The organism is Microbacterium sp. AB, from assembly GCF_032878875.1.
In the GTDB taxonomy this organism is placed as follows: Bacteria; Actinomycetota; Actinomycetes; order Actinomycetales; family Microbacteriaceae; genus Microbacterium; species Microbacterium betulae.
In genome coordinates this window covers 848,824-860,217 of record NZ_CP118157.1, presented here as the reverse complement: position 1 = coordinate 860,217, position 11,394 = coordinate 848,824, and the positions used below count along the sequence as shown (strand labels likewise).

The window sequence follows — 11,394 nt, the reverse complement described above, 5'->3', positions numbered from 1 at the left end:
AGGGCGTATGGGTTTAGCACTCGCCTCTCGGGAGTGCTAATCACATTTTGGCACTCGACCCCATCGAGTGCAAGCCGGATCGCGTCACCGGAGGACACACGACGAAGCGCCCCGCGATCGGATCGCGGGGCGCGGGGGACGACGGTCCGCGGCTCAGGCCAGACGCACGGTCTCCGCCTGCGGTCCCTTCTGACCGGCGCCGACCGTGAACTCCACGGCCTGTCCCTCCTCGAGCACGCGGAACCCGCTCATCTCGATGTTCGAATAGTGCACGAAGACGTCCTGGCTGCCGTCGGCGACGGTGATGAAGCCGTAGCCCTTCTCGGCGTTGAACCACTTGACGGTGCCCTGGGTCATGACGATCACTCCTGATTGCGGGTGGGAACTGGAGTGATCGTATCCACGCCGATCCGCGCCAGAACGCGGTTCCGGCGACGTTTGACACGCCCGTCGCGACAGTTTTACCCGGCCGAAACACGATCCAGTCCGACGACCACCGTGAGCTCCTTCTGCTCGGGGTTCTCGTTCTGGTACGCCGTGCTCTGCACGACCTCGCTCGCGCCGATCGCCTCCGCGACGCCGCGGGCCACGGCCTCGTCCACCGCGTCCGCGTAGTACACCGTCGTCTCGGCGAAGTCCGTGGAGCTGGAGTCGGTCGGGATCACGAGGTCCTCGGCGAAGCCCGCCGCGACGAGCTCCGCGGCGACCTCGTCGTCGAGTCCCTCCGTGGCCGTGCCGTTGAGGACGAGCACGGTGTACGAGGTGTCGATGGCGGCCGCGGTCGTCTCGACGGGCGCCGGATCGTCCGTGGGGGCCGGGAGGGCGCCCTGCTGGGAGAGGTACAGGAATCCGAGGACGCCTGCGATCACGAGCACGATCGTCGCGACGGCGGCCCAGAGGAAGACGACGACTCCGCGCATGCCGGGGTTCTCCGCGCGGTGCGCGCCGACGCGTCCTGACTCGTGCGGGACCTCGTCGAAGCGGTCCCGGGGGTAGGTGCTCGGCATCCCTCGATGCTATCCCGCGACGTTCGAGGATCAGCTGGTGACGCGGAGACGCTCTGCGATGCGCTCGTCGCGGATGCGCCGCAGGCGCTTCACGAGCAACGGGTCGGCGGCGATCGCCGCCTCCGTGTCGATGAGCCGGCCGAGCAGCTGGTAGTAGCGGGCGGGGCTGAGACCGAGCTGCATGCGGATGCCCTCCTCCTTCGCCCCGCTGTGCCCGCCCCAGGTCGCCTCGAAGGCGAGGATGGCGCTCTCGCGGTCACTGAGTGCGGCTGCTGCGGACATGCTCCGAGCGTAGATCGGCGTCCGGCTCTCGCCCGTCAGGCACGCCAGTGCAGCCACGACCCGAGCGGATCGGCCGCTGCGAGCACGTCGCCGTCCAGCGCGAGCGCGAAGCCGTCCCCCCACGTGCCGGGGTCGATCGGCGTCGTCCACGCGTCGTGCAGCGCGGGCTGGTCGAGGGTGACCCACCGGGCGTCGAGATCGCGGATGCCCGCGACGAGCGCCTCGCGCCTCGCGCGCGGCAGGTACGGGAGCAGGCCCGGCGTCGTGATCACGAGCGTCGCCCCGACCGGCGCGCTCGCCGCGACTTCCCGGAGGAGGGCGAGGTCGGCGACGTCACCCGCCACGAGCCGCGGCGCACCCGACGCCGCGACGTCGACGGCCGCGGCGATCCGCTCGGCCCGCCCCGTCTCGCCCGGCCACACGAGTCCGGCGAGCCATGCCCTGTCGTCCGGGTCTCGCGGATCCCGGGGCTGCAGGTCGATGCCCGCGCGCCACACGATCTCGGGCATCCGCACCGCAGGCACGACCGAGCCCCGCAGCTCCGCCGCCAGGACGACCGGCGAGGCGCCGTCCGCGGGATCGAGCGCGACCTCTCCCGCCGCACCGGCGTATCGGTACGAGTACCGATCGGGGAAGAGGCACAGTCCGCCCGACGCCCCGAGCTCCAGGAGGGCGACCGGCCCGTCGACGAGAGAGAGGGCGGGCAGGAGCGCCGCGCATCGGAGGGGCTCGTTGGTCTGCAGGCTGCGCGCCGCGCACTCCGCGACGATCCCCTCGGCGTCCGCCCGGACGAACGCGGCCCAGCTCGCGTAGTCGGAGGCGGCCGCGCCGCGCAGGCGCGTGACGGCGAACACGAGCGGCGGCTGCCGGTGCGAGGCGGGGATGCGCGCGAGAATCGCGGCGATCTCCCCGTCCCCCGCCACCCCGCCGGCCCATTCCTCGTAGACGTCGGAGCGGCCGGGCGCCTCCTCAGCGGCGAACCGCGCGAACCGCTCCCTGACCCTGGCGACCTCGTCCATCCGTGCCATTGTGCCCCGCCCGCGCACGACATGTCGCCGCGCCGCCGGGGAGACGGCTCCCCGCCCGCCCCCGGAAGGCCGTGCGGCGGTACCATGGACGCATGTCGTATGAGGTCGAGAAGTCCGACGCCGAGTGGCGCGAAGAGCTGTCGCCGGAGCAGTACGCGGTGCTCCGCGAAGCCGGCACGGAGAGGCCGTGGACGGGTGAGCTCCTCGACGAGGAGCGCGCCGGTCTGTACACCTGCGCGGCCTGCGGCGCGGAGCTGTTCAAGAGCGGCACGAAGTTCGACTCGCACTGCGGATGGCCGAGCTTCTACGAGTCGGTCCGCCCCGACGCGGTGCAGCTCCTCGACGACACGAGCCAGGGGATGGTGCGCACCGAGGTGCGCTGCGCCACCTGCGGCTCGCACCTGGGGCACGTCTTCCCCGATGGGTTCGGGACGCCGACCGGCGACCGCTACTGCATGAACTCGCTGTCGCTGGACTTCACCCCCGAGGCGTGAGCCGCTCGTCATGAGTTCCGCCCTGGAGGCCGCCCGAGGCCGCCGCTCATGGTCGAAGGTGACGGAGGAGGCGCCCACGCGCGAGGAGCTGCTGCCGCTCGTGGCCGCAGCAGGACGCGTCGCGGACCACACGAGGCTGATGCCCTGGCGGCTCGTCGAGCTGCGCGGCGACGACCGACTGCGCCTGGGCGAGGCGATCGGCCGGGCCACCGGCGACGGACCGTCGACGAAGCCGCTGCGCGCACCTCTGCTCATCGCGATCGTCTCGAGTCCGCGGCCGAGCGGGAAGGTCCCCGAGTGGGAGCAGGAGGCCGTCGCCTCCGGCGTCGCGCACACGCTCAGCCTGCTGCTCGACGAGGCCGGCTGGGGCGTCATGTGGCGCACGGGCGGCTTCGTCCGCTCCGCCGCGGTCGCCGAGGCGCATGGGCTGACGCGACGCGAGAAGCTCCTCGGATGGCTGTACGTCGGCGGCCGTCCCGACCGAGACCGGGAGGGCTTCCGGGCCGGGGTCGATCCCGACCGCGTCCTCACGCGGATGCCCGGGGCCTGACGGCCGTCCGCCATCGCGGGGCGGGGCGGGATCAGCCGCGCCGGAGACGCGGCGGCAGCGACGCGACGATCACGCCCGCGGCGGCCAGGGCCACCGTGAGCGCACGCTGCCACACGGCGGGCGGCGACTCCGGCGGCCAGACGACGTCGAGCACGACGGATGCGGCGAGCATCCCGAGCACAGACCCCAGCGTCATGAGCAGCACGCCCGTGCGCGGGGTGAGCGCGGCGGAGATGAAGATGTACGCGACCCCCAGCGCCCCGCCCAGATAGAGCCACGGCTGCGGCGGCGCGGGGGCCGGGGCGCCGACGAACGCGACGTGGCAGAGCGCGGCGACGCCGAGGACGAGGGTGCCGCCGGCGAAGTTCACGAGCGTCGCCGAGAGCGCGGACCCGATCCGCTGGCGCAACCGCCCGTTCGTCGCCGTCTGCCAGGCGACGCCCGCTCCGACGAGGAACGGCAGCACGAGCATCCACAGCGGCGTCCGTGCGATCGACCCGCCCGTGAGCGAGACGGCGACGGCGGCCAGCACGAGCAGCGCGCCCGCCAGGCGGGGCAGGGTGACGGCGCTCACGCCCGCGGGGCTGTAGCCGACGCGGTCGAGGACGAGGCCGTGCACGGTCTGCCCGGCGATCATGCCGACGGAGAACATCGCGACGCCGATCACGGCGACGGTGAGGCTCTGCGTCGCGACGCTGAACGCTCCCGCGCCGCCCCCTGCGAGGAGCCACCAGGGCAGCCGTCGCTCGCGCAGCGCGGTCGCGAGCGACGAGAGGCCGCGGCGTCCGGCGGGCAGCGCGGCCGACAGCACGACGAGGATGAGGAAGCCCGAGCCGAAGGAGACGACCGCCGCGACGAGACCCGCGTCGAGCGCGAGGCCGAGCTGGCCGTTGACGCGCGCCTGGACGGCGGTGAGCGCTCCGACCGCGACGGCGCCGCCGACGCCGACGACCGGGCGAAGAAGCCCTCGCCGGGGCACTCCGGAGGCCATGGCCTCCTCCCCTCCCGCGTCGGTCACGCGCTCCGACATCCTACGGGCGGGCGGGTGCGGTCATCCGCTCGCCGTTGCGCGCACGCCCGGCGTCCGGACGATGCGCGCTCAGGCGAGGACGCGGCGCGTCAGCCGGCGTGGCCTCGACGTGCGGGGGGCGCCGGGACGACGCCCTCTCGCGGGCGGGTCCTCTTCGAGCGCGGCGAGAGCGGTCGCGAGCGAGTCGAAGTCGCCGATCTGCTGACCGTGGCGGTCGTGTGCGAGATGACGACGGCCGTCGAGGGCGACGAAGCCGGCGAACTCGCCGTCGTGCGTCGCGACGAAGACGTCGTCCGCCGCCTGCTTCCAGGCGAGCGGCTCGTCGGTATGGTGATGGTCTTCTGTGGGTGTCTGGGTCATGCTGAACTCGGTTCGTCTGGTGCCGGGCGCCCGCGTGCGGACGGCCGGATCGTCTTTCGGTCGGGCGGGGATCTGCTCGCATCCGTGCGAACGACCCGTGCAGTGGGCCCGTGACCGGTGAGCCGACGCGGCCTGCCCCGAGAGGAAGGCAGAGAATTCACGCTGACGGCCTCGACCAGTGTAGCGGCTTCACCTGTGAACGGGATCGGCGTCTCCGCGGGACCGGGAGGGATCAGGCGTCCCCGTCGTGTGCCGGCTGCGGGGTTCGAACCCACGACCCCCTGTCGGGTCGGGTGGAAATCAAGCGAGACCGCGGCAGGGTTCGGGAAGCCGCAGATCACCGGCGCAACCAGGTGTTTCCCGCTGTGACGTGGCCGCATGAGCGTGTACGAGATTGATCGTGCGTGCGTTGTCATCTTGGACGAATGTTAGACGTCATCTGACCTCCGCCAGAGTGTTGCATACTTCCAACACTTGCGTTAGGCTGGTCACATGGTCAGCAAGGGACGACACCCCAAGAACCCAATCGCCAACGCCCTCGCGGCGCTCGACGGCGAGAGGTTCGAGGTCGTCGAGGTCCACAAGGGGCACCGCTGGGGCGTCGTCTCCTGCCGAGCATGCGGCGCGACGACCCAGGTCTGGTCAACGCCCCGCGTTCCCGAGCACAACGCTCAGGCCATCGCACGATTCGCTCACAACCACACGCACTAGAAGGGAAGACACCATGAGCCTCCACGAGTTCACCGTCTACCTCGACCGCCAGCCGGCAGACGAGGAGTTCGACGCCCTCTTCGACGCGGGCCTCGACGACACCACACCCGAAACGAACAACGGCCGCGGGCTCCTCCACGTCGCACGCGACGCGGACACTCTCGCGAGCGCGATCCTCAGCGTCGTCGACGACATCGCCAAGGCAGGCTTCCACGTCGTCGGGATCGAAGACGAGGACCTCGTCTCCCTCAAGACGATCGCCGCCCGCCTCGGACGCACCCCCGAGAGCGTGCGCCTGCTCTCCACCGGCAAGCGCGGACCCGGCAACTTCCCTGCCCCGCTCACCGGCGACGGTTGGTCGCTGTACTCCTGGACCGCCGTCGCGTCATGGTTCGCCCAGAACCTCGGTGACGACACCGCAGCGGACGAGCACACCCGCATCATCGCCGCCGCGAACCACCTCGTGCGAGCACGAGCACTCGTCCCCGACCTCGCCCCCCTCGCCGCCCTGGCCCGCTGACGATCATGGGATTCTTCTTCCACAAGTCCAAGAAGCTCGGCAAGACCACCCGGCTCAACCTCTCCGGCTCGGGCGCCTCGGTGTCGAAGCGGGTCGGACCGTTCACCATCTCAAGCCGCGGATACTTCGGCGTGCGCCTCGGCAAAGGCATCGGGTTCCGCAAGAAGCTCTGGTAACCCACCCCCACGATGCTGCCCCTCCGCCCCAGCAGGCGCCGGCGTAGGCTCGTTCCGTGTTGATCGGCATGATTCGTCCCGCAACGTCCACAGACATCACCGCCGGCTCGCACGTGCAAGCCGAGCTGCGTGAGGCTCTCGAAGCACAGGTCCCCGCCGGACACCAGCTCACCGACGCACGCGTGGAGATGGTGAAGCGATCCACCGAGCTCATCGGGCACGGACGCTACCGGTCGACGGAGGTCCGCGAGATTGAAGCCGACGACAGGGACGCGCTCGACGCGCTCGTGCCCGACGGGTGGCAGCTGTTGTCGGTGCGGATCGTGTGAGAAGGTTTCGGCATGTGCGGGCGATTCGCTCTGAACGCGACGACGGATGAGCTGATCCGGGAGTTCGTCGCGCAAGGCGGGAGGCCTCAGGACTGGCGTCCCGGGTGGGAGCCTGCGTTCTCGATCGCCCCCACGGACCTCGCCCCCGTCATCCGCGCCCACGAGGGCCGGGAGCTCGAGCTCGCACGATGGGATTGGCCGAAGCCCACGAACCGCCCCAAAGGGCCGCCGATCATCAACGCCCGCATCGAGAAGCTCACCGGCGCGTTCTGGCGGACAGGGTTCGCACGAGCCCGCTGCTTGGTCCCGATGACCGGCTACTTCGAGTGGACCGGCGAGAAGGGCGACAAGACCCCGCACTACATCCACGGCACAGGGCTCCTCGCCGCCGCCGGGATGACGCGCCTCGTCGACAGCGAACCCCGCTTCGTCGTCATCACCCGGGAAGGTCGCGACGCCGCCGGCGACGTCCACGACCGCATGCCCTCGTTCCTCCCCACCGAGACGTGGGACGAGTGGCTGTCCGACGCTCCAGGAGACCCTGGCCTGCAGCAGTTCCTCACCGACGCTTCCGAGCACGTCGCCGGCACCCTGCATAGCCGCATCGTCGACCGTCGCGTGAACTCCGTCCGAGGCGCCGGCCCCACCGACCCGACGCTCATCGAGCCCGCCGGCTGATGGAGATCGCCGACGCCGCCGAGGTCGACGTGCGCAGCCCGGTCGGGCCGTTCGTCTGCCCACGCTGCGGGACGACCCTCCGGGATGACCCGCGCGGCTTCTGGTGCGCCGGAGAGAACGTCCTCTACGTCGTCCGGTGAACGTCACAGCGTCGGGCTAGGGCGCGGGAGTTCCCTGTTCGGGGCACCCCGGTAGACCGATTGCCGCATCCGCTCATACCGGGCGTACGCCCCCTCGCACGCGGACTTGAACGTCGTCGTCCACCCCATCACCTCGCCCGACATGGTCACCCGATACCGGGGGCCGACCTCCGTGCGCCGCAGCTCGATGTCCGCGAACGTACCCGTCGCGGAACTCCCCATCAACCAGTGGCCGGGCTCGACCTCCTGCGTCATCAACATCACGTGATACGGCGGCTTCCCCATGACGCGGCAGCGTACGCCGCACTTCGGACACGGAAGAGCCTCCCTCTTGCGCTTGTCCTAATTTAGGGCATATAGTGGAGATATCAGGCAGGGCATCAGGCCCGACCGAGACCGGAAAGAGACTCCGATGAGCAGCTACGACCGTGAAGCCACCAGCACCTCCGCTGACGCCTACACCCGCTACCTCACCCTCTGCGACGCGATCGACGCCGGATGCTTCCCCGCCGAGCTTCTCCACGAGATCGCCGACGAGGCGCACCGCCTCGGCTACCCGCGCGCCGACATCGACCGCGAGCTGGCGAGGATCTGACCATGACCATCTCCCACGACCTCGACACTGCGATCGACCAACTCGACACCACCCCAGGCCTTGACCCCTTCACGTGGCTGCTCAGCTACGCCACGGCCGTGATTGATCACGTCATGACCGCTGGGGAGCACACGCAGGTCACGATGCGACCCTCCCTACCGCTGGACGACACCGCCATCGACGTGTACACGGTCAGCGACATCATGTCGGTGCAGCGCATCACGACCGTGACCCACTCCGAGGGCATCGCCGCACTCACACTCGCCCTCGACGCCGCATGGCGTGAGCGTGGCATCAGCGCCCTACCGCGGGAGCGTCGCGTCGAGACGGCTATCCAGTGGGCCGCAGACGACATCGAGTCCAGCGTCCTGACCGAGCACGTCGGCCTCTCGCCCGTCATGCACGCCTACCGGGCGGGGCTGGCACTGTGAGCACGATCGAGCAGCTCCGCGACGTCTTCGCCGACGCCGGTATCCGCACCGCCCCGACCGTGACCCGATGGGGTGAGAAGACCTGGACGGTGGAATGCGTGTCCGCCCTCACCCGTCGGCAGATCATCGACGCCCTCCCCGCGGACGCCCAGGAGCGGAAGCTCGCCGAGGCGGACGCGTACAGCACCGACCTCGACGTGCAGGACACGATCACGATCCACGCGCACGCCTACCGCCGCGACCTCGGGCACGAAGACCTCACCCTCGACCGGTGGCTGTACGACCTCGCCCAGAAGATCCCCGCCGGCTACCAGCCCGCCCGGATCATCACCGAGCCCGGCACCGTCCGACCCTCCCGCACCACGCTCACCGCCGAAGAGATCGCCGCCCGCCGACACCTCATCGGCCTCACCCTCGAAGAACTCGCCGCCGAGCTCGGCGTCAACCCCCGCTCCATCCGTCGCTGGGAGGCAGGCACCGCGACACCCTCCGCCGGCGTCGAAGCCGACCTCGAGAGACTCGTCGCGGAGCACACCGCCGACACCGACCGATACCCCGACATCGACGAAAACCGGCCCCGCGGATGGGTGATCGCCGCCCTCGCCCGACGTCTGGACCGCGCCCCCGGGGATGCGGTACGGTGAACCCAGCCCCGCCTCAGCGGGGATGATCCGACTGGCGGACGAGACCCCGACGAACCCACCAGTTCCCCGCCTCTCGCGGGGATACGACGAAACCGCCCCTCCTGGGGAGCCGGCGAAGGCTCACCCAGGAGGGGCGGTGGTCGGTGTGTGAGGTCAGGGCTTGGTGATCGGCGGCACGTCGGCCGACTCGACGACTTCGTACGTCGCGTCGAGCACGTGCGTAGTGGGGTCGTACGGGAGGGTCGCGAGGATGAGACGCACCAGCGAGAGCAGAGCGGACAGGGCGGCAGCCTGGAGGACGACGCCCCAGTCGACGTCGGTGAGGAGTGCGGCGCCCACGAGGCCGGCGGCGAGGGACTGCGCGAAGGTCTTCGCGGTGCGTTCGACGGCGGCGAGCCACCAGGGCAGGTCGACGCCTTCGACCTCGGGGAGGCCTGCGAGGGACGTCGCGAGGGAGGCGATGAAGCCGAGCACGCCGACCGAGAGGACGGTGAGCCAGGGGACGTCGGTGATGAGCGTCGCCCCGAGGTAGGGGACGACGACGGCGAGGGCGGTGTAGACGGCGCGGAGGGAGGCGTCCTTCCACCACAGGGGCGAGGTGAGGTTGGTGAGCATGACTATGAGTCCTTCTTGGTGTGGGCCTGCCGGCCGCGGTGACGTTCGTAGTGGAGGATCGTGATCTTCGCGGTTGCCGAGCCTGCGACCGCGAGCGCGATGGGGAGCCGGTACCATTCCTCGGCGCGCTGGTCGAAGACGATCGCGTAGACGACGAGGCTGAGGAGGGCGACCATCGCTCCTCCGTAGAGGAAGATCACCCAACCGAGGGGGCTGCGGTACCAGGGCGAGAGGAGACCGTAATCGAGCCAGAAGACGAGCACGATGCCCGCCGCGACGAGGAGGACGATGTCCGAGGGGTCGAGCATCAAGGTGTTCCTCTCATGATGGCGCGGAGCTTGTCCGCATAGTGGTTTCGTTCCCGGTGCGCGCGGATCGCTGCGAACACGTCGAGAGCATCGGTGAGGATCTCGGACGTGCGGGCGGTGGACTCGCGGGTCTCGTCGAGCGCTCGACGCGCCCGGGTCGGGTCGGTGTGCTCGCTCATGTCACACTCCTCGCAGCCTCGTCGAGCGCTTGGAGAGCTTGGAGGGACGCCTTGGCGACCTCCACGGACTCGGCGAGGCGATCTGTGGCGGCGTCCGCGCGGGCGCGTTCCTCAAGACGCGCCTGCCGGTAGTAGTCCCGTGATTCACGCATCTCCGCGAGAATGCCCGCCTGGGTCGCGAGCTCACGGTTGTGATGCGCGGTGAGGTCCGCGACGCGGCGGGTGTGCTGTCCCTTCGTCATCACCCGGTCGGTCGCGAACAGGATCGCGAGCGCGCCGAGCCCGAGGGCGGTGAGCACCTGGTCGACCGACGTGGTCGTCGTCATCCACTCCCACGGGGTCACCGCACACCACCTCTCGGGTCACGCATCGGTCAGCCTCGGGGCGGGTAGACGGCGCGGAGCAGGTGGAAGCCGGCCGTGTCGAGGTTGAAGAACGACTCGGGCTTCGAGTAGACCGGCGGCTTGGGGTAGACCTGCGGGTCTCGCTCGTGCAGGATCCGGGCGATGTCGATCAGCTTCTTCGCGTCGGCCTCCTTCTTGAGGTCGATCGACTGCGAGCCGACGATGACGAAGATCAGCGAGTTGTAGCGGAAGAACGTGAGCACGGGGTCTCCTTCGATCAGAGCGGCGATGCCGCCAGGGGTGGTGTCGTTGCTGTCGGGCACGGATGCGCCCTGCCCCGCGTTCGCGGCGGCGATGTAGGCGTTCGGTTCGAGCGAGTTCCACGCGGCGTCGCGGAACTCGTAGTGGGAATGCACGCCCGTGCTGTTGCCGGTCGTGCCCATGATCCCGACGGGGTCGCCCTGCCGGATGGTCGCGCCCTCACGGGTGAGGAAACTCGCGTGGTGCATGAGGCGGACGCTGTCGCCGTTTGGGCGCCGGATGCGGACCTCGTTGCCCGCGCCGCCGTTGTAGCGGGCGAGAGTGACCACGCCGTCGCAGGGGGCGACGACCGTCGACCAGCCCACGAGGTCGATGCCGTGATGGAACGACAGCGGCACCCCCGACACGGGGTGGGTGCGGTTCCCGTACAGGGACGTGACCGTCGGACGGGTCGCGGACCCGTTCGGCCAGATGACGGCGGCCATCAGCCGGCCTCGTCTTCGTAGCCCTCGACGACGAGCACGTCGCCCACGAGGTGAGCGATGTCGTCGGACCCGTCCGGATACACGACGATCACCTGGTCGGCGCCCGCGAGCGCCTCACGGATGATCCGCTCATGCTCGCGGCCGTTCGCGTCGGCTTCCTCCTCCGACGTCGCGGCAGGCAGCTGCGGCAGCTGCACTCTCGGAATGCTCATGGGTGTCTCCTTCTG

General features: G+C 70.3%; 24 protein-coding genes. 12 read left to right on the top strand and 12 right to left on the bottom strand.

What is annotated here, in order from left to right:
- Window positions 1-153: 153 nt before the first annotated feature.
- The 4 genes from N8K70_RS04110 to N8K70_RS04095 form a co-directional block, all read right to left on the bottom strand.
- Window positions 154-357 (bottom strand): cold-shock protein, encoded by a 204-nt coding sequence (locus tag N8K70_RS04110; RefSeq protein ID WP_317140347.1) that lies wholly within the window; start codon window positions 355-357, stop codon window positions 154-156.
- A 104-nt stretch (window positions 358-461) separates the two neighbouring features.
- Window positions 462-1,007, bottom strand: a complete 546-nt coding sequence (locus N8K70_RS04105; protein ID WP_317140346.1) for a LytR C-terminal domain-containing protein — start codon at window positions 1,005-1,007, stop codon at window positions 462-464.
- A gap of 30 nt (window positions 1,008-1,037) precedes the next feature.
- Window positions 1,038-1,289 carry a DUF3263 domain-containing protein gene (locus N8K70_RS04100; protein WP_317140345.1) on the bottom strand — a complete coding sequence of 84 codons (252 nt, stop codon included), beginning with the start codon at window positions 1,287-1,289 and terminating at the stop codon, window positions 1,038-1,040.
- A gap of 35 nt (window positions 1,290-1,324) precedes the next feature.
- Window positions 1,325-2,308, bottom strand: coding sequence for a DUF2332 domain-containing protein (locus N8K70_RS04095; RefSeq protein WP_317140344.1), 984 nt, complete (start codon window positions 2,306-2,308; stop codon window positions 1,325-1,327).
- Between the two features lie 101 nt (window positions 2,309-2,409).
- Here N8K70_RS04095 and msrB point away from each other — a divergent pair, with 101 nt between their 5' ends.
- Both msrB and N8K70_RS04085 read left to right on the top strand, forming a co-directional pair.
- Window positions 2,410-2,811, top strand: coding sequence for a peptide-methionine (R)-S-oxide reductase MsrB (msrB, locus tag N8K70_RS04090; protein WP_317140343.1), 402 nt, complete (start codon window positions 2,410-2,412; stop codon window positions 2,809-2,811).
- Between the two features lie 10 nt (window positions 2,812-2,821).
- Window positions 2,822-3,361, top strand: a complete 540-nt coding sequence (locus tag N8K70_RS04085) for a nitroreductase family protein (RefSeq protein WP_317140342.1) — start codon at window positions 2,822-2,824, stop codon at window positions 3,359-3,361.
- A gap of 31 nt (window positions 3,362-3,392) precedes the next feature.
- Here the strand turns inward: N8K70_RS04085 and N8K70_RS04080 are convergent, their stop codons facing one another.
- Window positions 3,393-4,379, bottom strand: coding sequence for a DMT family transporter (locus N8K70_RS04080; protein WP_317140341.1), 987 nt, complete (start codon window positions 4,377-4,379; stop codon window positions 3,393-3,395).
- An 81-nt stretch (window positions 4,380-4,460) separates the two neighbouring features.
- The gene (locus N8K70_RS04075) at window positions 4,461-4,751 is read right to left on the bottom strand and encodes a hypothetical protein (RefSeq protein ID WP_317140340.1); all 291 of its coding nucleotides are present in this window, start codon (window positions 4,749-4,751) and stop codon (window positions 4,461-4,463) included.
- Between the two features lie 492 nt (window positions 4,752-5,243).
- Here N8K70_RS04075 and N8K70_RS04070 point away from each other — a divergent pair, with 492 nt between their 5' ends.
- The 10 genes from N8K70_RS04070 to N8K70_RS04025 all read left to right on the top strand — a co-directional run bounded on the left by N8K70_RS04070 (window position 5,244) and on the right by N8K70_RS04025 (window position 8,975).
- Entirely contained in the window at window positions 5,244-5,462 is a 219-nt protein-coding gene (locus N8K70_RS04070; RefSeq protein WP_317140339.1) for a hypothetical protein, read from the top strand.
- A gap of 13 nt (window positions 5,463-5,475) precedes the next feature.
- The gene (locus tag N8K70_RS04065; RefSeq protein WP_317140338.1) at window positions 5,476-5,982 is read left to right on the top strand and encodes a hypothetical protein; all 507 of its coding nucleotides are present in this window, start codon (window positions 5,476-5,478) and stop codon (window positions 5,980-5,982) included.
- A gap of 5 nt (window positions 5,983-5,987) precedes the next feature.
- Window positions 5,988-6,158 (top strand): DUF4236 domain-containing protein, encoded by a 171-nt coding sequence (locus tag N8K70_RS04060; protein WP_317140337.1) that lies wholly within the window; start codon window positions 5,988-5,990, stop codon window positions 6,156-6,158.
- A 68-nt stretch (window positions 6,159-6,226) separates the two neighbouring features.
- Window positions 6,227-6,487, top strand: a complete 261-nt coding sequence (locus N8K70_RS04055; protein ID WP_317140336.1) for a hypothetical protein — start codon at window positions 6,227-6,229, stop codon at window positions 6,485-6,487.
- Window positions 6,488-6,499: 12 nt separating this feature from the next.
- Window positions 6,500-7,165, top strand: coding sequence for an SOS response-associated peptidase (locus N8K70_RS04050; protein ID WP_317140335.1), 666 nt, complete (start codon window positions 6,500-6,502; stop codon window positions 7,163-7,165).
- Window positions 7,165-7,305 (top strand): hypothetical protein, encoded by a 141-nt coding sequence (locus N8K70_RS04045; RefSeq protein ID WP_317140334.1) that lies wholly within the window; start codon window positions 7,165-7,167, stop codon window positions 7,303-7,305. The genes N8K70_RS04050 and N8K70_RS04045 overlap by 1 nt, the downstream gene beginning before the upstream one ends.
- Window positions 7,306-7,411: 106 nt before the next feature.
- Window positions 7,412-7,573 carry a hypothetical protein gene (locus N8K70_RS04040; protein ID WP_317140333.1) on the top strand — a complete coding sequence of 54 codons (162 nt, stop codon included), beginning with the start codon at window positions 7,412-7,414 and terminating at the stop codon, window positions 7,571-7,573.
- Window positions 7,574-7,717: 144 nt separating this feature from the next.
- Window positions 7,718-7,900: a hypothetical protein gene (locus tag N8K70_RS04035; RefSeq protein WP_317140332.1), complete on the top strand. Its 183-nt coding sequence runs from the start codon at window positions 7,718-7,720 to the stop codon at window positions 7,898-7,900.
- A 2-nt stretch (window positions 7,901-7,902) separates the two neighbouring features.
- Window positions 7,903-8,331 (top strand): hypothetical protein, encoded by a 429-nt coding sequence (locus tag N8K70_RS04030; RefSeq protein ID WP_317140331.1) that lies wholly within the window; start codon window positions 7,903-7,905, stop codon window positions 8,329-8,331.
- The gene (locus N8K70_RS04025) at window positions 8,328-8,975 is read left to right on the top strand and encodes a helix-turn-helix domain-containing protein (protein WP_317140330.1); all 648 of its coding nucleotides are present in this window, start codon (window positions 8,328-8,330) and stop codon (window positions 8,973-8,975) included. The genes N8K70_RS04030 and N8K70_RS04025 overlap by 4 nt, the downstream gene beginning before the upstream one ends.
- A gap of 153 nt (window positions 8,976-9,128) precedes the next feature.
- Here N8K70_RS04025 and N8K70_RS04020 read toward each other — a convergent pair whose 3' ends face one another.
- The 6 genes from N8K70_RS04020 to N8K70_RS03995 are packed head-to-tail and all read right to left on the bottom strand — an operon-like array spanning window position 9,129 to window position 11,379.
- Window positions 9,129-9,590 carry a holin gene (locus N8K70_RS04020; RefSeq protein ID WP_317140329.1) on the bottom strand — a complete coding sequence of 154 codons (462 nt, stop codon included), beginning with the start codon at window positions 9,588-9,590 and terminating at the stop codon, window positions 9,129-9,131.
- Window positions 9,591-9,592: 2 nt separating this feature from the next.
- Window positions 9,593-9,898, bottom strand: coding sequence for a putative phage holin (locus tag N8K70_RS04015; RefSeq protein ID WP_317140328.1), 306 nt, complete (start codon window positions 9,896-9,898; stop codon window positions 9,593-9,595).
- Window positions 9,898-10,077 (bottom strand): DUF7620 family protein, encoded by a 180-nt coding sequence (locus N8K70_RS04010; RefSeq protein WP_317140327.1) that lies wholly within the window; start codon window positions 10,075-10,077, stop codon window positions 9,898-9,900. The genes N8K70_RS04015 and N8K70_RS04010 overlap by 1 nt, the downstream gene beginning before the upstream one ends.
- Window positions 10,074-10,403, bottom strand: coding sequence for a hypothetical protein (locus N8K70_RS04005; RefSeq protein WP_317140326.1), 330 nt, complete (start codon window positions 10,401-10,403; stop codon window positions 10,074-10,076). The genes N8K70_RS04010 and N8K70_RS04005 overlap by 4 nt, the downstream gene beginning before the upstream one ends.
- A gap of 47 nt (window positions 10,404-10,450) precedes the next feature.
- Entirely contained in the window at window positions 10,451-11,167 is a 717-nt protein-coding gene (locus N8K70_RS04000; protein WP_317140325.1) for a M23 family metallopeptidase, read from the bottom strand.
- Window positions 11,167-11,379 carry a hypothetical protein gene (locus N8K70_RS03995; RefSeq protein WP_317140324.1) on the bottom strand — a complete coding sequence of 71 codons (213 nt, stop codon included), beginning with the start codon at window positions 11,377-11,379 and terminating at the stop codon, window positions 11,167-11,169. The genes N8K70_RS04000 and N8K70_RS03995 overlap by 1 nt, the downstream gene beginning before the upstream one ends.
- Between the last annotated feature and the right edge of the window lie 15 nt (window positions 11,380-11,394).

What these genes read in the sequence shown, in the direction of transcription:
- N8K70_RS04110 (WP_317140347.1), bottom strand. Translation starts at nt 357, where the DNA reads ATGACCCAGGGCACCGTCAAGTGGTTCAACGCCGAGAAGGGCTACGGC.
- N8K70_RS04045 (WP_317140334.1), top strand. Translation starts at nt 7,165, where the DNA reads ATGGAGATCGCCGACGCCGCCGAGGTCGACGTGCGCAGCCCGGTCGGG.
- N8K70_RS04095 (WP_317140344.1), bottom strand. Translation starts at nt 2,308, where the DNA reads ATGGACGAGGTCGCCAGGGTCAGGGAGCGGTTCGCGCGGTTCGCCGCT.
- N8K70_RS04100 (WP_317140345.1), bottom strand. Translation starts at nt 1,289, where the DNA reads ATGTCCGCAGCAGCCGCACTCAGTGACCGCGAGAGCGCCATCCTCGCC.
- msrB (WP_317140343.1), top strand. Translation starts at nt 2,410, where the DNA reads ATGTCGTATGAGGTCGAGAAGTCCGACGCCGAGTGGCGCGAAGAGCTG.
- N8K70_RS04055 (WP_317140336.1), top strand. Translation starts at nt 6,227, where the DNA reads ATGATTCGTCCCGCAACGTCCACAGACATCACCGCCGGCTCGCACGTG.
- N8K70_RS04050 (WP_317140335.1), top strand. Translation starts at nt 6,500, where the DNA reads ATGTGCGGGCGATTCGCTCTGAACGCGACGACGGATGAGCTGATCCGG.
- N8K70_RS04030 (WP_317140331.1), top strand. Translation starts at nt 7,903, where the DNA reads ATGACCATCTCCCACGACCTCGACACTGCGATCGACCAACTCGACACC.
- N8K70_RS04010 (WP_317140327.1), bottom strand. Translation starts at nt 10,077, where the DNA reads ATGAGCGAGCACACCGACCCGACCCGGGCGCGTCGAGCGCTCGACGAG.
- N8K70_RS04020 (WP_317140329.1), bottom strand. Translation starts at nt 9,590, where the DNA reads ATGCTCACCAACCTCACCTCGCCCCTGTGGTGGAAGGACGCCTCCCTC.
- N8K70_RS04085 (WP_317140342.1), top strand. Translation starts at nt 2,822, where the DNA reads ATGAGTTCCGCCCTGGAGGCCGCCCGAGGCCGCCGCTCATGGTCGAAG.
- N8K70_RS04075 (WP_317140340.1), bottom strand. Translation starts at nt 4,751, where the DNA reads ATGACCCAGACACCCACAGAAGACCATCACCATACCGACGAGCCGCTC.
- N8K70_RS04065 (WP_317140338.1), top strand. Translation starts at nt 5,476, where the DNA reads ATGAGCCTCCACGAGTTCACCGTCTACCTCGACCGCCAGCCGGCAGAC.
- N8K70_RS04105 (WP_317140346.1), bottom strand. Translation starts at nt 1,007, where the DNA reads ATGCCGAGCACCTACCCCCGGGACCGCTTCGACGAGGTCCCGCACGAG.
- N8K70_RS04005 (WP_317140326.1), bottom strand. Translation starts at nt 10,403, where the DNA reads ATGACGACGACCACGTCGGTCGACCAGGTGCTCACCGCCCTCGGGCTC.
- N8K70_RS04015 (WP_317140328.1), bottom strand. Translation starts at nt 9,898, where the DNA reads ATGCTCGACCCCTCGGACATCGTCCTCCTCGTCGCGGCGGGCATCGTG.
- N8K70_RS04070 (WP_317140339.1), top strand. Translation starts at nt 5,244, where the DNA reads ATGGTCAGCAAGGGACGACACCCCAAGAACCCAATCGCCAACGCCCTC.
- N8K70_RS04000 (WP_317140325.1), bottom strand. Translation starts at nt 11,167, where the DNA reads ATGGCCGCCGTCATCTGGCCGAACGGGTCCGCGACCCGTCCGACGGTC.
- N8K70_RS04060 (WP_317140337.1), top strand. Translation starts at nt 5,988, where the DNA reads ATGGGATTCTTCTTCCACAAGTCCAAGAAGCTCGGCAAGACCACCCGG.
- N8K70_RS03995 (WP_317140324.1), bottom strand. Translation starts at nt 11,379, where the DNA reads ATGAGCATTCCGAGAGTGCAGCTGCCGCAGCTGCCTGCCGCGACGTCG.
- N8K70_RS04035 (WP_317140332.1), top strand. Translation starts at nt 7,718, where the DNA reads ATGAGCAGCTACGACCGTGAAGCCACCAGCACCTCCGCTGACGCCTAC.